This window comes from Halosimplex amylolyticum, from assembly GCF_051414035.1.
In the GTDB taxonomy this organism is placed as follows: Archaea; Halobacteriota; Halobacteria; order Halobacteriales; family Haloarculaceae; genus Halosimplex; species Halosimplex amylolyticum.
On sequence record NZ_JBLKNW010000006.1, the window covers coordinates 202439 to 221033 of the forward strand.

Below are 18595 nucleotides of genomic sequence, written 5' to 3' on the forward strand. Positions count from 1 at the left end.
GGTCAGGAGAGGTACGGGAGCGGCACGTCCGGTCGGGTCACGATCCAGAGGCTCGCCATGGTGTAGCCGATCATCACGGCGATGAACGGGTACTGGCTGCGGATGGCCTGCAGGCGGCCGGGGAAGAGATCGAAGGCCGTGGCGTGAGCGGCGAGGATCGCCAGGAGGTGACCACCCAGAACGCCCGCGATGGCGACGCCACCGAACCAGCCGGGGACGACGATAAGCCCGGGGTTCACCGTCGCGAGCGGCGCCGTCACCGCCGCGAACAGTGCCGGGATCAACGAGAGGAAGTAGCCCAGGAAGTGCGCGACGTGGTAGCCGGCGGCGATGGCCAGAAGCGGCGGGGCGAACCGCCGCGCGAGCGTCGCGCTGGCGACGTAGGTGGGCGCCGTCCGGCGGGCGAGCCGGGACGCCAGCAGGTAGACGCCGAGGAAGAGCGCGAAGCCGGCGATCATCGCCCCCGGGTAGAGCAGTGCCGGCGGGTAGCCGAGGCCGACGAGACCGCGTGCGAGGTCGCGCCAGGCCGGCGTGGCGACGAACCCGTCGAAGGTGGTCACCCAGAGGATCGCGACGACGAACGCCGCGTCGTCCACCCCGTCCAGCAGGTCCGAGGTGAGCGCGGCGCCGGGCAGACGAAGGCTCAGTGACCCGTCGTCGCCGCGGCCGATCGGCGCGACGGCGCCGTAGTAGCGGAACACCCTGGCGACCGGGTCGACCTCGCCGAACCACGTCTCGGTCCCGTAGACGACGGCGCCGGCGAGCGTCACGACCGAGTACGCGACGACCGTCACGGCGAGGACGGGCGGTTCGTCGGCCAGCGGACTGACCACTTCGATCCAGACGAGCGCGAGCAGGCCCGCGACGCTCGGCCACGCGCCGAAGCGCCACCGATAGGTCCGGCCCAGCTCCGGGAGCGCAGCGACGACCGTCCGCCACGGGTTCAGCGCCGGCCAGGCGTTGCCGAGGAGGTACGTGCTCATCGCGAACCCGGCCCACCAGCCCGCCCAGACGATCACCACAGCGGGGTTCGACAGCGGGTCGCTCGGCCCGACGAACCCCGTTACTACGATGCCGACGAGGACCACGACACCGAGTGCGCCCGCGGCCCACCGGAGTGCCGTCGGGGCCGGGAGGCCGACGGTCCAGCGTCGGTCGACGAGCGCGTCGACGGCTTCGCGGTCGGTCGCGAAACTCGCCAGCAGGAAAGAGGCCCCGACGACCGCTCCGCCAGTGGCGAGCATCAGCCACGTCGGGACGGTCAGCGACTCCCGGGCGGCACCGCCCAGGGACCCGCCGTGTGCGAGCGCCGGCCGCGTCGCGACCGCGACGAGCGCAGCGAGCGCGACCCCGACCAGCCCCGACCAGCGCGTGCGTCGTCCCATCTGCCGGGGGTTCGCTCCCCCGTCGCCTGAAAGTATCGAAACCCTTCGAGAGCACTCCGACGCGAGTCAGCATACCGACCGCGCCCGACCCGAACTTGTTTGTCCGCGGGGGCCGAACGAGTTCGGGATCTCACACGAACGATCGTAAGAGTGCGGCCGGCCGCGGACGGTTTGAGAGGGTTTTTAGTGTTGCTGGCGCAAGCGAGACGTATGAGTCTCGCGGACGATACGACAGAGGACCACGGGGACCACGGCGGTCACCACCTGCCCGCGGTCGAGGACTGGCCGCGTGGGTTCGGCGAGGCGAGCTGGTGGCCGTTCGTCACCGCCGTCGGCGCGGCGGGCATCTACGTCGCGGCCGCGCTGTTCGTGCTCGGCCGGGGCGACGAACCGCTCGTCGGGCCGATGCTCGGCCCGGGGGCCGCCATCGCGAGCGTCCTCCTCTTCCTCGTCGGCCTCTACGGCTGGCTGTACCACGCGTTCATCGTCAACTTCTGGGAAGGCGGCACCGACGAGCACGGCGGCGGCACGCTCCGGCTCGCGATGATACTGTTCCTCGTGACGGAGGTCGCCACGTTCGGCGCCGGCTTCGTCTACTACTTCTTCATCCGCGCGGGGACGTGGCCGCCCGAGCACCTCCCGCACCTGCTGAGCAGCCTCGTGCTCGCCAACACGGCGATCCTGATCGTCAGCAGTTTCACGCTCCACTTCGCGCACGTCGCGCTCCGGAAGAACAACCGCTCGCGGTTCCTCCAGTTGCTCGGCCTCACGCTCGTGCTCGGGATCATCTTCATCGGCGGCCAGGTCCTGGAGTACTACGAGTTCATCGTCAACGAAGGGTTCACGCTCACCGGCGGCGCCTTCGCGTCGGCCTTCTACGGGCTGACCGGCCTCCACGGCCTGCACGTCACCATGGGCGCCGTCCTCCTCGGCATCGTCTTCCTGCGCGGATTCAAGGGCCAGTACTCGGCCGACCGCCACACCTCGGTCAGCACCGTCTCGATGTACTGGCACTTCGTCGACGTCGTCTGGGTGTTCCTGGTCGTCGTCCTCTACGTCGGCGCCGCGGCCACGCTCTGAGCGGGAGTTTCAAGGCCCGTTCTCCCCTTCTCGCGGACATGGAATCACTCGACGTCGAAGACGGGTTCGACGTGCACGACTACCGCCACGGCCTGAAGCTCCGCAAGCAGGATCGGGGGACGATGCACCTCGAAAACCGCGACGAGTTCGGTTGTCCCGCCTGCGGCGAGGTCTTCGAGCAACTGTTCGTCTCCGAGCGACGGGAGAACACCTTCGGCGACCCCGGGACCTCCTTCTGCGTCGTCCGCACCGACGACCAGATCCTGCTGCTCACTCACTGATCGCCTCCGCCGGTTCTCAGGACGCCGCCGGATTCCAGACGCCCGCAACCAGGAGCGCGAGCAGGACGAAGTAGGTCGCCAGGCCCCAGCAGGCCGCGGCGACGAGCCAGTGACCGTCGACGGCGACTGCCACTGCGCCCCCGGCCACGAGCGCGACGAGGCTGCCGATCTGAACCACGGGTCGTTCCCACAGGTCGCCAGCGGGCGTCTCGGCGACGAACAGCGCTTCGACGGCCAGTGCCGCCGCGACGCCAGCTGCGGCGCTCCGTGGTTCTGCCAGCAGGGAAAGCGACTCCGTGACCGCGAGAACGGCCAGCAGCGCGACTCCACTCGCCGCTGCGAGCGACGCGTCGCGCCGCATCCCTATCACGGTGAGCACTGTTCGACCGACGGCAGACGCGGTTCCGGGTCGACAGCCGAATCGTGCGTCCGACGCGGCCGCTGTCCGGTACCGTTCACGGGCCGCGTCAGGTCGTGAAGCCGGCGTCGGCCTCGTGTTCTTCGAGCACCCACTCTAGTTCCTCGATAGCCCGGAGGATGGCGACCTCGGCCTCGTCCTCCAGCTCCGAGGTCGGCGGGTCCGTTCTGTCGTACGCGTCTTCGAGTTCGGCGATCCGTTCCCGGATGTCGTCCTCTGACCGCATACTCTCGACGAGCGTCCGAACCCGCTTGATGGTACCGGTCGGAGCTACCCGAACGTCCACGCCGCGATTCGGTCCTGTGACGGGCGAACATCGGACTCTGCTGTGGTGACTGGACTTGAACCACGTTCACGCCGCTCCCGGCCGCCGCTCGTGGTCAGATTCAAATCCCGCACCCGGCTTTCGCTCCGCACGTTCGTTCACCGGAGCGGCTTCGCCGCTCCGAGCAGTCGCTCACGATCGTTCGCGACGACGCAGGAAGCCGGTGGGGGGAGTGAACCACGGTCACTCCACTTCGCTCCGTTCCCTGATTCAAATCCGCCGGCGTCCGCTGCTCACGTTCGTTCGCAGCAGGAAGCCGGTGGAGGGATTTGAACCCTCGGCCTAATCCTTACGAAGGATTCGCTCTAGCCAGTCTGAGCTACACCGGCGCGTTCGGGGCACAGCGCCTCGCTCCACCTCAACGTAGCGCCGATAACCGCAATAAGGATTGCGAATCGGGACTGGTCTGTGACCCAGACTCACTCCGCTCGCGTCAGTCGCACGTCCAGGCAGACGTTCTCCTCGTGAGGGGCGTACGACCGAACGGTGTGGCGCGTCTCGACGGTCACGTCGTACTCGGGTTCGGCCGCCTCGCGGACCGCACGCTCGCCCGGACCGAACGGGTCGTCCTCGTGCTGGATGTCGTAGTAGTGGACGACGCACTCCGCGCCCGCGAGCGCGACCGCCGCGTCGAGGAACTCGTCGGCGCTGTGGGGCAGGTTCATCACCAGTCTGTCCGCCCACCCCTCGTAGTCATCGGCCACCGTGCGTACGTCACCGCAGATGGCTGTCACGCGGTCCGCGACCCCGTTTCGCTCGGCGTTCTCCCGGAGGTACTCGATCGCGGCCTCGTTGATGTCGACGCCGACGGCCGTCGCCCCGTGCTTGGCGGCGGGGATCACGAACGGGCCGACACCGGCGAACATGTCGAAGAAGTGCTCGCCCTCGGCGACCTGCTCGGTGACGCGGTGGCGCTCGGTCGCGAGTCGCGGCGAGAAGTACACCGTCGAGAGGTCGAGCGCGAACTCGCAACCGTACTCGCGATGGACCGCTTCCGTGCTCTCGCCGGCCAGCACCTCCCAGTCACGGACCCGTTCGGTACCCTTGACCTTCGACGCGCGGTTCACGACCGTCTTCACCGGCAGGTCCGACTCGACGATCGCGTCCGCGAGCGCCCGCGCTCGCTCGGGGTCGTCCTCGTCGACGATGACCACGTCGCCGAGTCGCTCGTAGGTCGGGTCGAACGAGAGACTGTCCGCCGGCATCGTCTGCGTCTCCCGCCGTTCGGCCCCCCGGACGACGATCTCGAACTCGTCTGGGACCGCGGCCTCGTCGCTGACCGGGATGTAGAGGGCACCGTCGGCGACCTCGATCTCGTAGTCCTCGGCGATCAGGTCGGCGTCGGCGAGGCGTCGACGGGTCGCTTCGCCGTCCTCGCGAGGCACCCGAACGCAGGAGACGTCCATACCGTGGGTTGGTCGGCGTTCAGCGGTAAGCCTGACGCTTCCGGCTCGGGACCCACCGAACGCGGCTCACTCCGTCGCTGCCGTCGTTCGGGGGGCTTAATCCGCTCGGCGAGAGACCCACGGTATGCTCACCTTCGTCGGACTCGGGCTCTACGACGAGCGCTCGGTCACCGTCGCCGGCCGCGACGCGATCCGGGCGGCCGACCGCGTCGTCGCCGAGTTCTACACCAGCAAGCTCGCCGGCGCGACCGTCGCCGACCTCGAAGCCTACCACGACACCGAGATCGAAGTCCGCGACCGCGCCGGCGTCGAACAGAAACCGGACGATATCCTCGACGACGCCGTCGACGCCGACGTGGTCTTCCTCACCGCCGGAGACACGATGATCTCGACGACGCACACCGACCTCCGACTCCGTGCCCACGACCGGGGCATCGAGACGCGCGTCGTCCACGGGACGACCGCACAGGCCGCAGCCAGCTCGCTCACCGGCCTGCAGAACTACCGCTTCGGCAAGGCGACCACGCTCCCGTTCGAGCGCTCGCACGCCGGCGACGCCCTCCCCGAGAGCGTCCTCGAAACGGTCGACGACAACCGTGAACGCGGGCTCCACACCCTGATCTTCCTCGACATCGACGCCGCGAACGACGACTACATGCGCGCCGACGAGGCCACCGCCCGTCTCGCCGAGGCGTACGACGACGTCCTCGGCGTCGTCGTCGCCCGCGCCGGGAGTCCAGCCCCCGTCGTCCGGGCCGACCGACTCTCCGCACTCTCCGAGGAATCGTTCGGCGACCCGCTCCACCTGCTCGTGATCCCCGGCGACCTCCACCTCATGGAACGGGACGCACTCGCCGCGCTCGCCGACGCGCCGACCGAAGCGCTCGAAGAACTAGTCGTCTGACGGCGTTTCGGCGCTCGCCTCGGCTGGTGCCGACGGGGCCTCCAGCGCCGTCCCGAGGTCGTATTCCGTGCCCGTGACGACGAACAGCAGGTCCTCGATTATCGCCAGCACTTCCGGGAGCTCCCGGACGACGAGATAGGTGATGCCCACGAGCGCCACGACCGAGAGGCTCTGGGCGACGATGCGGTCCCCCACGAAATACGATACGCGCGGGAGTTCCTCGCTCCCGAAGAGCGTCAACACGAGGTCGGGGAACACGTGCAGGTACTGCTCGCCGAACGTCAGTCCGATGAAGACGTTCCGGAAGAGGTTGAGCACGTAGATCACCGGGAGCGAAACGGCGAGTGCGCGGAACTTCCGCCGCCACGGCGCTTCTACCGCCGCTATCAGCCCGGCGAAGATGGACATGCTCCCGATGCCCGTGCAGGCGAGGAGGATGGTGTACGTGATCCGATGGCTCTCCTCGCCCGCGGTGTACGGGAGGTCGTTCACGAAGACGAACGTGTTGCGGTACGGGTCGGGGTCGATACCGGGGAGATCTAGCTGCGCTCCGTTGACGACTTCGGGGTGGTGGCCCGTCAGCGCCATCAGGAACTCCGTCTGTCGCGTGACCGTCTCGACGAGGAGCTGTCGGAGGACGGGGATCGATTCGAACGGGAAGAACACGACGCCCATCAGGAACACCGCGCGCGAGAGGACGAACAGCGAGTCCCGCCCCTGCCAGAGGAGGTACCCCACGTAGAAGGCCGCCGGAACGGCCACGAGCGATCCGACTCCCTCGATGATGCTCTTCTGGACGAACGCGAAGTGGTAGATGAGGCTGAACCAGAAGACGCCGAACAGCCCCCATCCGGCGACGCCCGCGTAGCGGGCGGCTTCCCGCTCGCCGTGCCAGTCGAGCGCCGCAGTGACGAGAAACGCCGCGAGGACCAGCCACGCGAGCGGATCGGAGAACTGCGTGGCCCATTCCAGTCCCGCGAGTACGCCGCCGATCATCTGTCTATCCCCATCTACTGTGATCGCGGCTATATGCTTTGTCGTTACGTGCCCGTCGCGCGCACGGGCGCGGCTGGCCAGAACAGATCGCAATCGTACGGCCGTCGCTATCGACGTTGCATCGAAAAAATGTCGAATGGGTCGAGTCGGGCGTCAGCCCGATGATTCTACCTTAGTCGCGGCGGCGCGCCGTGAGGAGCGCAGCAGCGAGCAGGGCGATGAGCGAGACGGCGACACCGAAGCCGGGGCCACCGTCAGCGGTGGTCGGCGTCGGCGTGTCCGGTTCCGGCGTGTCCGTGTCCGGTTCCGGCGTGTCCGTGTCCGGTTCCGGCGTGTCCGTGTCCGGTTCCGGCGTGTCCGTCGGCGTGTCCGTGTCCGGTTCCGGCGTGTCCGTCGGCGTGTCCGTGTCCGGCTCCGGCGTCGGAGTCGGCGTCTCGGTGTCCAGCGAGACCTCGGCGCTGTCGGTCACGGCCGTGCCGTTAACCGAGTAAGGCGCGTCGGCCTCCGGGAAGTCGTACAGGTTGTTCGAGTTGTCGTCGAGGTGCGGCATCGCGACCAGCGTGGTCGTGTCGTTGACCGGGGTGTCGAGGTCGATGCGCACGTTGGAGTGCGTGCCGGCCTCGAGGTAGCCGCTCACACCGATCACGTCGCCGCTCGCGCTACCCGAGTGGATGGCGACGAAGCCACCGTCGGAGAGCGTGACAGACTCGACGCGAACTTCCTGGTTCTCCTCGGCGACAGCCTGGTCACTGAACGAGACCGAGGAAGTCGGCTCGGCGAGGATACGACCGTCGTACGGGCCACCGATGGTGTCGCCGCCGCGGCGCACGTTGACGGTGAAGTTGATGCCCGCACCACGCTCGCTGAAGTCACCCGTCGCCGCGAAGGTGCGGTCCTCGTCGACGTGGGTGTTCAGCGTCGTCAGGAACGGACTCGTGTCCGACTGACTGTTGATGCGCAGGCCGAGCTTCGTGCCCGGAGCGACGTTCGTGTCGCCGCGGAGCGTCTGCCCGTCCTGGTTGCGGATGACGACTTCGTCGTCCGCGTTGGTCATCAGCGAGGCGTCTGCCTCGTAGTAGGTCCATTCGGAGTCGACCGTGCCGCCGCCCTCGCCGCCGAGGACCGGGCCGATCGAGTCGTACTCTTCGAAGCCGAAGCTGGCGTTGTAACCCTCGTTGTTGACCAGAAGGTCCTCGTCAACGCCGCTGAGCTTCACAGCGACGTAGTAGGTGTCGTTCTGGTAGTCCGGGATGACCAGCGTGTTCGACTTGTCGAGGTTGAACGAACGGGCTTCACGGTTCGCCTGAACGTCCAGCTCCTCGAAGCCAGCGTCGAATGCCGGCAGCTTGTTCTCGAGGCCCTGGTCGTTGACGTAGTTGCTGTCCTCGCTGAGGAACGCGACCGTGGCGTTCGCGCCCGCGTCCGTGCGGTTGCGAAGGATACCTTCCAGACCCGAGGCGGAGACCTGGTGGACGATCAGCTCGTCGGTGGTCGCCTGGTCGGACTGGGTGAGGTTGCCGTCGATGTCGTCCTCAGTGTTGTCAGTGTTCTCGTCGATGAACTGCGCGTCGACCTGGTCGGTCTTGCCCGCGGGCACGACCCACACGTCACTGCTCTCGGTCGAGCGGGAGTTGATCGAGACCGCACCGACGTCGTCTTCGTCGACGTCAGTGAAGTTGAAGTTGTTCAGGTCGTCGTCCTCGTCGTTCGCGACGACCGCGAGGTCGTACGAGGCCGCGTCGATAGTCGCAACCTGGGCGTAGCTGATGTTCTGGTCGTCAGCGTTGGCCAGGTTCAGCTCGTCGTTCTCCAGCGCAGCTTCGCGCAGGTCCTGCACGAACTGGCCGGATTCGTTACCGAAGTTCGTGACGTTGTCCGCACCCTGCGCGGAGAAGATCCGCTCAGAGATGTTCGTGCCGGACATGTACGTGTTCCACTCGAGGACGACCTCACCGTCTCCGTCCTCGTCGGCAACCGTCACGTTCGTCACGTAGTTGACTTCGCCCTTGCTACCGACCTGCACGGTAGCCTGAGCGCCTTCTTCGCTGTTGCGAAGGTTGATCGGGATCTCGACGACGTCACCGCGTTCCTCCTCGAAGACACCGCCACCGAACGAGGCGGAGCTCGCGGTCGGGAAGCTGTCGACGGAGAACTCACCAGCGGTGACTTCGGCACCGGTTCGGACGTCGGTCACGGTGACCGAGTAGTCACCGGCGCTGAGGTCAGTCTGGTAGTTGAAGGTCTCCTCGAACTCGCCGCGGTTGTCGAAGCTGATCCGCTCGCGCTCCGTGTCCTCACCTTCAACGGTGATGGCGACGGGCGCGTCGCCGCGAATAGCACTGCCACTGACAGTGATCTCCGCGTCCTCGTTGTGTTCGAACATCGTTCCGTCCTCGTCCAGCGAGGCCGAGAGACGGAGCGACGTCACGTTGAAGAACTTGGAGGCTTCGTCAGTCGCGTCGCCTTCGTCGAAGATCAGGCGGTACGTCGTGCCCGATTCGAGGTCGGCACTGTCGAAGACGATGGAACTGCTCTCGCCCGTGCTACCGTCGAGGACGATCTCTCCGGTCTCGACGTTGCGGAGCAGGATCGGCGTGTCTGCAGATTCCGCGTTGAAGCGGACGTTCTGACCCTGGTAGACGCGCTGGGCGCTACTTCGGGAGTTGTGAGAACTGGCATCGCTCTGGTCGAGCTCGCCGGACGCCGTCTCGACCGTGATGTTGCCGATCGTGGCGTTCGCGATGTAGTTGCTCTTGTCCGTGTTACCGAGCGGACCGTCGAAGCTGGCAATCTCGCTGTTGTTGCCAACGTTGACCACGACCTCGTCGGCCGGGCTCAGGTCGCCCCAAGTGTTGTCACCCTCGAGGGTAACGACGGTGTCGTCAGTGTTGATGTCGTGCGTGACATCGGCACTGTCTAACTGCTCGTCGACCTCGTCGCGGGTGGAGGCGTTGTACTCCGTGAAGTCGTCAGTCCCAGCCTGGCGGACGTAGACGGTGAAGTCGTTCTCGTCAAGTGCGGTCGCACCGGCGGAACTGGACTTCCTCACGCTCTGGTTGAATTCGATACGAATATCACCGTTGTCGCTGCCTTCGTCCTCGATGGCGGAGTTAACGCCAGGAGCGTTGGCAACGGCAGCGGCTGTTCCTGTGAGTGCGACGGTGCCCGCGAATACGGACACGACCATCAGCACCGTCAGGAACAAACTGCGAAGTTTGTCGTTGGTTCCTGTCATAGTTTGTTTGAACTTCTGTCAGCGGCCACAGCAACTTTCCTACCACGCGGACACGCGACCGGTAGTCGGCCGCGCCGAACCAGCAGTGGTGTACTCGATACTGCAGCCATGGGTAGGGGTACGGTATGAACGAGCGTCGGATGTTATAAATGCTTTGTGGTCACGGCACCGGGAGGAACGGGCGTCTCGCCCCGCAAATCGGCCCGTAGAACGCGTATGTGACACATTCACGTGCACCCAGAGATGTGTCAGACGCCTGTCCCACAGGGGGATGACGGGCAGGGGTATTAAGTACCGAGATCGCCCCGTAAGTAGGGCTTACCGGATGGATATGGTGTCTGTCGACGAGTCAACCGGAGTCGCCGATGGGGACTCCCTTTCCGACCCGGCCCCGTTTTTCCACTCGGGTCGTTCGCGGCGGGGAACCGAGCCGGTCTACGACGTGACGATCTCGACTTCGTGTCCGTCGGGGTCCTTCCCGACCACCTTTTTCCACTCGGGGTCGCTCGCTGTGCTCGCGACCCACTCGTGCAAAAAGATGGGGCAAAAAGGCGGCCGCTCACTTCGTTCGCGGCCGTTCAATCTCCCCTACGACGTGACGATCTCGACTTCGTGTCCGTCGGGGTCCTTGGTGAAGGCGTAGTTGTTGTCGCAGCTCTCGGGGTCGCGGTAGTCCTCCGCTTCGCGAGTCATCAGCGACTCCCAGCCCTCGTCCAGGTCGTCGACGCGAACGGCGAGGTGGCCCCAGGCGTCGCCCAGTTCGTACGTGCGCCCGTCGTAGTTGTACGTGAGTTCGACGGCCATCGCTTCGTCGGCGGCGTCCGCGGGTTCCATGAAGTAGTTCGCGAACGTGTCGGCCTCCCAGCGGCCCGTGTGCTCGTACTCGAACTTCCGGGTCCACCACCCGAGGTGCTCGTCGGCGTCCTCGACGCGGACCATCGTGTGGTCGATGCTCCAGCGGGCACCGAAGTCGCGCTCGACGATCTCGATCTCGTGGCCGTCCGGGTCCTTGACGAACGCGTACCCGGGGTTGTCCTCGGGCCGGCGATAGTCCTCGACGCCTGCGTCCATCAGTTCGTAGTAGGCGTCGTGGACGTCCTCGACGCGGACGGCGATGTGGCCCCAGCCGTCGCCCATCGTGTACGACCGGCCGTCGTGATTGTACGTGAGTTCGAGCAGCGCGCCGTCGTCGTGGACGTCTTCCGGACCGAGGAAGACGTTGGTGAAGGTGTCGGCCTCCCAGCGGCCCTTCTCCTCGTAGCCGAGGTGCGTCTGGTACCACTCGAGCGACTCGTCGAGGTCTTCGACCCGCATCATTACGTGGTCAAGCGTTCCGTCCATGTCCGAATTCTGGGTAGCCAGTTCGAAAAGGATACCGAACCCGGAACTCAGGGCCGGCTCGTCCACGCCGCCAGCGCGAGAAAGGCGGACCCAAGGGGGATGGCGAAGACGCCGGCGCGGGCCGAGGAGAAGCCGATCGCGGCGTAGCACACGTCGAACGCCGCCAGGGCGAACAGCCCGGCGGTCACGCGCCGGTCTTCGCGGTCGACGCGTGCCAGTGTCGCGCTCACCACACCGGTGCCGTAGAGCAGCGTCGCGATCGGCCAGGCGAGCAGCGCCCGAGGGATGTCGCGCGTGTACACGAAGACGTAGTGGTAGACGGACGTCACCGAGAGGGTCTCGGGCGCGACGAGCGCGACGGAGAAGGTCAGACTGACGCCGCCCTCGTAGGGCACGACCAGCCAGGGAACGAGCCCGGCGGCGAGAACGGCGAGGACTCGCGGTGACGCGGCTTCGGTCGGCCAGGCACCGAACCGTCGACTCATCGCGTTGTCAGGATTCGGAGCACGTCTTCGTCGGCGAGTTCGTGGTCCATCCCGACCTGCTGCTCGTCGTGTTTCGCGCTCGGGCCGGAGACGCGGGCGAACCGGAAGCGCTCCTCGAACTCGCCGCCGAGTTTCTCGCAAGCGTCCTCGATAGTGTCGCCCTCGCGCAGGACGAGCGGTTCGTCGTAGTCGACCCCGCGCCCGGGCTTGTCCATGTAGATCCGGATGAGCCCCAGTTCCTCCCAGATCGCTTCCTTGAGCGCGTCGAGGCCCTTCTCTTCCTGGGCGCTGATGAAGATGGTCTCCTCGGGGTCGATGTCGTGTTCGCGCAGTTGCTCGTGGACGGTGTCGAGGTAGTCGGGTTCGATGAGGTCGGCCTTGTTGACGGTGACCAGCGAGGGGAGGTACTCGCGGTTGTCGAGCACGCCGTCGAGGAGGCGGTCGATGTCGACCTGCTCGCCGATGTTCACGTCGGCGTTGACGTATCCGCGCTCGCGCAGGACGCTCTTGATCGTCTCCTCTTCGAGGTCGAGATCGGCGCTCGCGGTGACGTTGATCCCGTCTTTGTGTTTCTTCCGGACGGTGACGCGCGGCGGTTCGGTGTCGATGCGAACCTTGTTGTTGTACAGCTCTTCGGACAGGCGCGCGTACTGGTCGATCTCGAAGACCGAGAGGACGAAGACGACCAGATCTGCCGTGCGGACGACCGAGAGGACGGCCTGCCCGTCGCCGCGCCCCTCCGCGGCGCCCTCGATGAGGCCGGGCACGTCGAGCATCTGGATGTTCGCGCCGTTGTACTGCAACATGCCGGGGTTGACGTCGAGCGTCGTGAACTCGTAGGAGCCGACCTCGCTCTCGGCGTTGGTGAGGGCGTTCAGGAGCGTGGACTTGCCGACGCTGGGGAAACCGACCAGCGCGACGGTCGCGTCGCCGGTCTTCTCGACGGCGTACCCCGACCCGCCGCCGGCCGAAGACTGGTTCTCCAGTTTCTCCTTTTTCTCCGCGAGCTTCGCTTTCAGTCGACCGATGTGGCTCTCGGTGGACTTGTTGTAGGGCGTGGTCGCGATCTCCTCCTCGATCTCGCGGATCTCCTCTTCGAGCCCCATTAGGAGTGAGTCGGCAAGCGGTACCGAAAAAGGTGTTCTTCCGGAGCGGACGCGGTCCCCTCGGTACCGCGGTCGCGTCTCCGTCCTCGTCGCGGTCGCATAGCCGGTCGTGTCCGCGAGAACTAATTTCGCGCGCGGATGAATCACTTCGACAAACTAATACGACGAGAGCCGAACAGGATCGATCATGCCTGACCCGACGCGACTCCGTGACAGCACGGAGATCCTCCTGCCGGCGGGTGCAGTCGACGGACTGCAGGACGACCTGGAACGGCGGTTCACGCTGACGATCCGGGAGGAGGAGTGTCGGGTGCGTATCATCGGGAGCCCTGTCGAGATCAAGGGCGCGAGCGACTTCCTGGCGCGCAACGGGATCTCCGTCGCCTGATCGGTCTGTCGAACGATCGTTTTTCGTGTCGATACGGCCGTTGCGGACGACACCGGATCGGGTCGGCTACGCCGAACCGTCGGCCGTCGATCCGTCAGTTACCAAACCGGACCGGATAGCGCTCGCGAGGAGCGGTCGCATCAGCCCGACCAGCGGCGCGCGCTCGTCGTCCGTCCAGACGGCGCTGTGTCGATCGACGCCCGGCAGGTCGGTCTCGAGGTCGGAACTGACGAGCAACTGACTCCCGTCGGCCATGAGGATCGAACTGATCTCGCCCGGGCGGATCGGGTGGTCCTCCCACCACGTCCACGTCTCGACGACGGTCGCCCCGGGCGCGACGTCGGCGACGGTCTCCCTGATCGCCCGGCTCGGGGAACCAACGGTGACCGCCACGCCGCGGTCGTCGGCGGCCGACAGCGACGCGCGCAGTTCGTCGGTCAGCAGGCTCTCGACGGCGACGACGACCAGGAGTTCGTCGGTCGCGTCGTCCGCGAGCCCTGCCAGGCGGTCGCTGACCGCGTCGTTCCCCTCGACGACCCAGACGCCCGCCCGCTCGTCGCGCGGTTCCGGCGACCGCAACCGCGGGAGCAGTCCTTCGAGTCGGTCGAGTCGCTCGCCGTACTCCCGGCGGACGGTCTCGACCGCGTCGCGCGGCTCGGGTGCGCGGAACTGCCGCGGTTTGGAGTCCTGGACGTCGGCGAGGCCGCGCTCTTGCAGTGACTCGACGCTGTCGTAGACGCGCGGGCGCGGTACGTCGGCCACTTCGGCGAGCTCCCGGGCGGTACCGTGGCGGATGCGCGTCAGGGCGACGAAACACTTCGCCTCGTAGGTCGTCAACCCGAACGTCTCCAGTAGCGACGTCGTCTCGGCGACGATGTCGTCTCCGTCGGGGCCGGCGGCGGACTCGTCGTTTGACATAGATTCGGGGGGTCTCTCAGCGGACATTGAACCGACGGTGGCATAACGGTGGTCGTTGACGCCGGTCGACTACGTGGCGGCGCGAACGATCGATTCGAGCGGTATGGACAGCGACGGGGACGAGGGCGTCGGCTGGCCACACGGGGACCACCTCAGACGACCTGGTCGTCGGCGTCGAGGAGTTCGGTGTAGCGGTCGCGGATCGTCACGGCGGAGACGTCCGCGGCGTCGGCGACCTGATGCTGGGTCACGTCGACGTTCGTCAGCCGGCCCGCCGCGTAGATGGCCGCGGCGGCGAGGCCGACCGGGTTCTTGCCGGAGTGGACCGCCTCGCGCTTGCCGGCGGCGAGCAGTTCGACGGCGCGCTGTTCGGTCTCGTCCGGGAGACCCAGGTCCGAGACGAGGCGAGGCACGTACTGCTCGGGGTCCGTCGGTTCCATCGCGAGTTCGAGTTCGCGAGCGATGTACCGGTAGGCGCGCGCGAACTCCTTGCGTTCGACGCGACTGACCGTTTCGAACTCGTCGAGCGTGCGCGGGACGCCCGCTTGACGCGCGCCCGCGTAAAGAGAACCAGTAGCCATCGCTTCGATGGACCGACCGGGAACGAGTTCCGCGTCGAGTGCGCGTCGGTAGATGACGCTCGCCGTCTCGCGGGCGTCCTTGGGGACGCCGAGCGCCGACGCCATCCGGTCGATCTCGCCGAGGGCCTGCTTCAGGTTGCGGTCCTGTGCGCTCTGGGAACGGAACCGCTCGTCCCACGTACGCAGACGCGACATCTGTTCGCGCTTTTTGGCCGAGAGGGCCTGGCCGTTGGCGTCCTTGTTCTGCCAGTCGATGACCGAGGACAGCCCCTTGTCGTGGAGCATCCCCGTCGTCGGCGACCCGACCCGGCTCTTCTGGGCCTTGTCCCTGGCGTCGAACGACCGCCACTCCGGCCCGCGGTCGACGACGTCCTCTTCCAGGACCACGCCGCAGTCCCGACAGACCGTCTCCCCGCGCTTCTCGTCGGTGATCCCCGCCGCGCCGCACTCTGGACACTCGTTCCGCTCGCGTTCGCCCCCGGTCTCGTCGCGTTCGGCTTCGGACTCCTCGCCCTCGCGTTCGGATGGCTGGACGTGACGGCCGGTGACTCGCTGGTTCGTACTTGTCATTGTGGTCCCGGACCGGCGACGTTTGGCCACCGGCCCGCGTTCAGCACTCGCCTCTTTGTTCTGAGCACTGAAATAGGTACTGTCTAGTTGTTACGAGAGTAGTTACAGCACGCAATCGGCCTTCGTTCGACGCGGCGGCCCGGGTGTCGTCCGGGCGGCGGAACGGCCTCCAGCCGATATCACCGGCAGTACGTACGGCAGGGACGACGGGACAATGGGCGTGATACCCACATGTGTGGGTGTGCCACGGAGCGTCCGGGAAAAGCAATTCTTAAACCCGCCCCGACGGTTTCCACGTGTATGGCTGGAACTATCGAAGTGCTCGTCCCCGGCGGGCAGGCCAACCCGGGCCCGCCCCTCGGACCGGAACTCGGTCCGACTCCCGTGGACGTGCAGGCAGTCGTCCAGGAGATCAACGACCAGACCGAAGCGTTCGACGGCACCGAAGTCCCCGTCACGGTCGACTACGAGGACGACGGTTCGTTCTCGATCGAGGTCGGCGTCCCGCCGACGGCCGAGCTCATCAAAGACGAGGCCGGTTTCGAGACGGGTAGCGGCGAACCCCAGGAGACCTTCGTCGCAGACCTCTCGGCCGAACAGGTCAAGCAGATCGCCGAGCAGAAACACCCGGACCTGCTCGCCTACGACCTGAAGAACGCCGCGAAGGAAGTCGTCGGGACCTGCACCTCGCTGGGCGTCACCATCGAGGGCAACAACCCCCGCGAGTTCAAAGAGCGGATCGACGAGGGCGAGTACGACGACGTCTTTGCGGACGAGGCCGCTGCGTAAGCAGCGGGTGAGGACGCAAAGGCTCGTCAGACGAGTTTTGCGAGTCTGACGGTGTTTTTGCCGACGAAGCGGCCGCACAGGCCGCTTCGAGGCGAAGGCTCCCAAAACGAGCGGTTCGGTTTTCTTCGGCGGTTTTCGTCGGTCCGGAGCCGCGCCCGGGGCTGGCACGGAGTGACGGCCTTCGTTCGCTTCGACGGGTTTAAGTTTCGCATCGGCGTCCCCACAGGTGAGACAGGCTTTGCCTGTTTCACTGACCCGTAGGAGCCGTTGGCGTACTACGGAGGTGAACAATGGCAGATCAGGAAATAGAGAACGCAGTAACTCGTGCACTCGAGGACGCACCGCCCCGGAACTTCCGGGAGACGGTCGACCTCGCGATAAATCTGCGCGACATCGACTTAGACGATCCGTCGAACCGCGTCGACCAGGACGTGGTCCTCCCGTCCGGGACCGGACAGGAGACCAAGATCGTCGTGTTCGCGGAGGGCGAGACCGCCCTGCGCGCCGAGGACGTAGCCGAAGAGGTCCTCGATAGCGACGATCTCGCCGACCTGGGAGACAACGACAACGAGGCCAAGGACCTGGCCGACGAGACCGACTTCTTCCTCGCGGAGGAGTCGCTCATGCAGGACATCGGTCGCTACCTCGGGACCGTGCTCGGTCCGCGCGGGAAGATGCCCGACCCCCTCGCACCCGACGACGACGTGGTGGAGATGGTCGAGCGGCTGAAAAACTCCGTGACCGTTCGGAGCCGCGACCGGCGCACGTTCCACACCCGCGTCGGCGCCGAGGACATGTCCGCCGAGGACATCGGCGACAACATCGACGTGATCCTCCGGCGCCTCCACGCGGACCTGGAGAAAGGTCCACTCAACATCGACTCCATCTACGTGAAGACGACGATGGGGCCGGCGGTGGAGGTCGCCTGATATGAGCGCAGAACGCAAGACAGAGACCATCCCGCAGTGGAAGCAAGAGGAGGTCGCCGACGTCGTCGAGATGATCGAATCGTACGACAGCGTCGGTATCGTCGACATCACCGGCATCCCCTCCCGACAGCTCCAGGACATGCGCCGGGACCTGTACGGGACCGCCGAACTGCGCGTCTCGCGCAACACGCTCGTCGAGCGCGCGCTCGAGGAGGTCGACGACGGCCTCGAGGTCCTGACCGACTACGTCTCCGGACAGGTCGGCCTCATCGGGACCAACGTGAACCCCTTCGCGCTCTTCCAGCAGCTGGAAGCGTCGAAGACGCCGGCGCCGATCAACGCCGGCGAGGTCGCCCCGAACGACATCGTCATTCCGGAAGGAGACACGGGGATCGACCCCGGGCCGTTCGTCGGCGACCTCCAGCAGGTCGGCGCCGACGCCCGCATCCAGGAGGGCTCGATCCAGGTGCTCTCCGACTCGACGGTCCTCTCGACCGGCGAGGAGGTCTCGACGGATCTCGCGAACGTCCTGAGCGAACTCGGCATCGAGCCGAAGGAAGTCGGGCTGGACCTGCGCGCCGTCTACGCGGACGGCGTGCTGTTCGAGCCCGAGGAGCTCGAACTGGACGTCGAGGAGTACCAGGCGGACATCGAGGCGGCGGCCGCGCGCGGTCGCAACCTCGCCGTCAACGCCAGTTACCCGACGACCCAGACCGCTCCGACGCTGCTCCAGAAAGCTCGCGGCGACGCCAAGAGCCTCGGACTCCAGGCATCCATCGAGAGCCCGGACCTGGCCGACGACCTCGTCTCGAAAGCCGACGCGCAGGTACGCGCGCTGGCGGCGCAGGTCGACGACCCCGAGGCCCTGCCCGAGGAACTGCAGGGCGTCGAGGAGCCCGCGGACGCATCGACTGACGACCAACCCGACACCGAGGACGCCGCCGACGAGTCCGACGAAGACGCCGAGGCCGCAGAGGCCGAGGACGACGATGACGACGACGACGGGGACGCCGGCGACGCCCTGGGAGCCATGTTCTAACAACAATGGAATACGTTTACGCAGCACTCATCCTGAACGAGACCGACGAAGAGATCAACGAAGAAAACCTGACCGACGTGCTCGAGGCCGCGGGCGTCGACGTGGAGGAGTCCCGCGTCAAGGCGCTCGTCGCGGCGCTCGAAGACGTCGACATCGACGAGGCCGTCGAGCAGGCCGCCGCAGTCCCCGCCGCGACCGGTGGGGCCGCGGGCGGCGCCGGCGGCGAGGCCGACGCGGCCGACGAGGGCGGCGACGAGGAAGCCGAGGAAGCCGACGCCGACGAAGGCGGCGACGACGACGACGACGAGGACGACGAGGCCAGCGGCGAGGGCCTCGGCGAACTCTTCGGCTAACGCCGACCACGAACTTCTCCGATTTATTCCGCCCGGCTAGCACCGCGGTCGTCGATGACGGCTGTC

At 66.6% G+C, this 18595-nt stretch carries 19 protein-coding genes, 1 tRNA gene and 1 pseudogene; 8 read left to right on the forward strand and 13 right to left on the reverse strand.

Going from position 1 to position 18595, the window contains the following annotated elements:
• Positions 1–2: 2 nt before the first annotated feature.
• A complete protein-coding gene (locus ACMGFE_RS20755) occupies positions 3–1385 on the reverse strand; it encodes a hypothetical protein (protein ID WP_436927200.1) in 1383 nt (460 codons plus the stop codon).
• 210 nt (positions 1386–1595) lie between these two features.
• Here ACMGFE_RS20755 and ACMGFE_RS20760 point away from each other — a divergent pair, with 210 nt between their 5' ends.
• Positions 1596–2465, forward strand: a complete 870-nt coding sequence (locus tag ACMGFE_RS20760; RefSeq protein ID WP_436927201.1) for a cytochrome c oxidase subunit 3 — start codon at positions 1596–1598, stop codon at positions 2463–2465.
• Between the two features lie 38 nt (positions 2466–2503).
• Positions 2504–2746: a DUF7385 family protein gene (locus ACMGFE_RS20765; protein ID WP_436927202.1), complete on the forward strand. Its 243-nt coding sequence runs from the start codon at positions 2504–2506 to the stop codon at positions 2744–2746.
• A gap of 16 nt (positions 2747–2762) precedes the next feature.
• Here ACMGFE_RS20765 and ACMGFE_RS20770 read toward each other — a convergent pair whose 3' ends face one another.
• From ACMGFE_RS20770 to ACMGFE_RS20785, 4 genes are all read right to left on the reverse strand, one after another.
• Entirely contained in the window at positions 2763–3125 is a 363-nt protein-coding gene (locus tag ACMGFE_RS20770; RefSeq protein WP_436927203.1) for a hypothetical protein, read from the reverse strand.
• Positions 3126–3213: 88 nt separating this feature from the next.
• Positions 3214–3390, reverse strand: coding sequence for a hypothetical protein (locus ACMGFE_RS20775; RefSeq protein WP_415381201.1), 177 nt, complete (start codon positions 3388–3390; stop codon positions 3214–3216).
• A 353-nt stretch (positions 3391–3743) separates the two neighbouring features.
• Positions 3744–3818 (reverse strand) — tRNA-Thr (locus ACMGFE_RS20780).
• 90 nt (positions 3819–3908) lie between these two features.
• Positions 3909–4895 (reverse strand): class I SAM-dependent methyltransferase, encoded by a 987-nt coding sequence (locus tag ACMGFE_RS20785; protein ID WP_436927204.1) that lies wholly within the window; start codon positions 4893–4895, stop codon positions 3909–3911.
• A 124-nt stretch (positions 4896–5019) separates the two neighbouring features.
• Between ACMGFE_RS20785 and dph5 the strand changes: the two genes are divergently transcribed.
• Positions 5020–5799 carry a diphthine synthase gene (dph5, locus tag ACMGFE_RS20790; RefSeq protein WP_436927205.1) on the forward strand — a complete coding sequence of 260 codons (780 nt, stop codon included), beginning with the start codon at positions 5020–5022 and terminating at the stop codon, positions 5797–5799.
• Here dph5 and artA read toward each other — a convergent pair.
• The 6 genes and pseudogenes from artA to ACMGFE_RS20820 all read right to left on the reverse strand — a co-directional run bounded on the left by artA (position 5788) and on the right by ACMGFE_RS20820 (position 12962).
• Complete coding sequence (artA, locus tag ACMGFE_RS20795) at positions 5788–6795, reverse strand: archaeosortase A (RefSeq protein WP_436927206.1); 1008 nt, start codon at positions 6793–6795, stop codon at positions 5788–5790. The two genes, dph5 and artA, sit on opposite strands and share 12 nt — an antisense overlap.
• 172 nt (positions 6796–6967) lie before the next feature.
• Positions 6968–9844, reverse strand: coding sequence for a DUF7282 domain-containing protein (locus tag ACMGFE_RS20800; RefSeq protein WP_436927272.1), 2877 nt, complete (start codon positions 9842–9844; stop codon positions 6968–6970).
• Between the two features lie 93 nt (positions 9845–9937).
• Positions 9938–10030 (reverse strand): annotated as a pseudogene (locus ACMGFE_RS20805) (surface glycoprotein); the annotation flags it as partial.
• Positions 10031–10618: 588 nt separating this feature from the next.
• Positions 10619–11371, reverse strand: coding sequence for a VOC family protein (locus tag ACMGFE_RS20810; protein ID WP_436927207.1), 753 nt, complete (start codon positions 11369–11371; stop codon positions 10619–10621).
• 47 nt (positions 11372–11418) lie between these two features.
• Positions 11419–11856, reverse strand: coding sequence for a TIGR04206 family protein (locus tag ACMGFE_RS20815; protein ID WP_436927208.1), 438 nt, complete (start codon positions 11854–11856; stop codon positions 11419–11421).
• Positions 11853–12962: an OBG GTPase family GTP-binding protein gene (locus ACMGFE_RS20820; RefSeq protein WP_436927209.1), complete on the reverse strand. Its 1110-nt coding sequence runs from the start codon at positions 12960–12962 to the stop codon at positions 11853–11855. Before ACMGFE_RS20820 ends, ACMGFE_RS20815 begins: the two co-directional genes overlap by 4 nt.
• A 187-nt stretch (positions 12963–13149) precedes the next feature.
• On the opposite strand from ACMGFE_RS20820, the gene ACMGFE_RS20825 reads away from it, so the two are divergent.
• Positions 13150–13350 (forward strand): VNG_1110C family protein, encoded by a 201-nt coding sequence (locus ACMGFE_RS20825; RefSeq protein ID WP_436927210.1) that lies wholly within the window; start codon positions 13150–13152, stop codon positions 13348–13350.
• A 66-nt stretch (positions 13351–13416) separates the two neighbouring features.
• Here the strand turns inward: ACMGFE_RS20825 and ACMGFE_RS20830 are convergent, their stop codons facing one another.
• Positions 13417–14268, reverse strand: coding sequence for a TrmB family transcriptional regulator (locus ACMGFE_RS20830; protein ID WP_436927211.1), 852 nt, complete (start codon positions 14266–14268; stop codon positions 13417–13419).
• Positions 14269–14420: 152 nt separating this feature from the next.
• On the reverse strand, positions 14421–15419 hold the full coding sequence (locus tag ACMGFE_RS20835) for a transcription initiation factor IIB (RefSeq protein ID WP_436927212.1): 999 nt from the start codon (positions 15417–15419) through the stop codon (positions 14421–14423).
• A gap of 300 nt (positions 15420–15719) precedes the next feature.
• Between ACMGFE_RS20835 and ACMGFE_RS20840 the strand changes: the two genes are divergently transcribed.
• The 4 genes from ACMGFE_RS20840 to rpl12p all read left to right on the forward strand — a co-directional run bounded on the left by ACMGFE_RS20840 (position 15720) and on the right by rpl12p (position 18529).
• On the forward strand, positions 15720–16208 hold the full coding sequence (locus tag ACMGFE_RS20840; protein WP_436927213.1) for a 50S ribosomal protein L11: 489 nt from the start codon (positions 15720–15722) through the stop codon (positions 16206–16208).
• A 290-nt stretch (positions 16209–16498) separates the two neighbouring features.
• Positions 16499–17137, forward strand: coding sequence for a 50S ribosomal protein L1 (locus tag ACMGFE_RS20845; protein ID WP_436927214.1), 639 nt, complete (start codon positions 16499–16501; stop codon positions 17135–17137).
• Position 17138: 1 nt separating this feature from the next.
• A complete protein-coding gene (locus ACMGFE_RS20850) occupies positions 17139–18176 on the forward strand; it encodes a 50S ribosomal protein L10 (protein ID WP_436927215.1) in 1038 nt (345 codons plus the stop codon).
• 5 nt (positions 18177–18181) lie between these two features.
• Entirely contained in the window at positions 18182–18529 is a 348-nt protein-coding gene (rpl12p, locus tag ACMGFE_RS20855) for a 50S ribosomal protein P1 (protein WP_436927216.1), read from the forward strand.
• Positions 18530–18595: the final 66 nt, after the last annotated feature.

Excerpts from the sequence above, each read along its gene's own strand:
- ACMGFE_RS20755 (WP_436927200.1), bottom strand. The coding sequence starts at position 1,385 with ATGGGACGACGCACGCGCTGGTCGGGGCTGGTCGGGGTCGCGCTCGCT.
- ACMGFE_RS20760 (WP_436927201.1), top strand. The coding sequence starts at position 1,596 with ATGAGTCTCGCGGACGATACGACAGAGGACCACGGGGACCACGGCGGT.
- ACMGFE_RS20765 (WP_436927202.1), top strand. The coding sequence starts at position 2,504 with ATGGAATCACTCGACGTCGAAGACGGGTTCGACGTGCACGACTACCGC.
- ACMGFE_RS20775 (WP_415381201.1), bottom strand. The coding sequence starts at position 3,390 with ATGCGGTCAGAGGACGACATCCGGGAACGGATCGCCGAACTCGAAGAC.
- ACMGFE_RS20785 (WP_436927204.1), bottom strand. The coding sequence starts at position 4,895 with ATGGACGTCTCCTGCGTTCGGGTGCCTCGCGAGGACGGCGAAGCGACC.
- dph5 (WP_436927205.1), top strand. The coding sequence starts at position 5,020 with ATGCTCACCTTCGTCGGACTCGGGCTCTACGACGAGCGCTCGGTCACC.
- artA (WP_436927206.1), bottom strand. The coding sequence starts at position 6,795 with ATGATCGGCGGCGTACTCGCGGGACTGGAATGGGCCACGCAGTTCTCC.
- ACMGFE_RS20810 (WP_436927207.1), bottom strand. The coding sequence starts at position 11,371 with ATGGACGGAACGCTTGACCACGTAATGATGCGGGTCGAAGACCTCGAC.
- ACMGFE_RS20815 (WP_436927208.1), bottom strand. The coding sequence starts at position 11,856 with ATGAGTCGACGGTTCGGTGCCTGGCCGACCGAAGCCGCGTCACCGCGA.
- ACMGFE_RS20820 (WP_436927209.1), bottom strand. The coding sequence starts at position 12,962 with ATGGGGCTCGAAGAGGAGATCCGCGAGATCGAGGAGGAGATCGCGACC.
- ACMGFE_RS20825 (WP_436927210.1), top strand. The coding sequence starts at position 13,150 with ATGCCTGACCCGACGCGACTCCGTGACAGCACGGAGATCCTCCTGCCG.
- ACMGFE_RS20830 (WP_436927211.1), bottom strand. The coding sequence starts at position 14,268 with ATGTCAAACGACGAGTCCGCCGCCGGCCCCGACGGAGACGACATCGTC.
- ACMGFE_RS20835 (WP_436927212.1), bottom strand. The coding sequence starts at position 15,419 with ATGACAAGTACGAACCAGCGAGTCACCGGCCGTCACGTCCAGCCATCC.
- ACMGFE_RS20840 (WP_436927213.1), top strand. The coding sequence starts at position 15,720 with ATGGCTGGAACTATCGAAGTGCTCGTCCCCGGCGGGCAGGCCAACCCG.
- ACMGFE_RS20845 (WP_436927214.1), top strand. The coding sequence starts at position 16,499 with ATGGCAGATCAGGAAATAGAGAACGCAGTAACTCGTGCACTCGAGGAC.
- ACMGFE_RS20850 (WP_436927215.1), top strand. The coding sequence starts at position 17,139 with ATGAGCGCAGAACGCAAGACAGAGACCATCCCGCAGTGGAAGCAAGAG.
- rpl12p (WP_436927216.1), top strand. The coding sequence starts at position 18,182 with ATGGAATACGTTTACGCAGCACTCATCCTGAACGAGACCGACGAAGAG.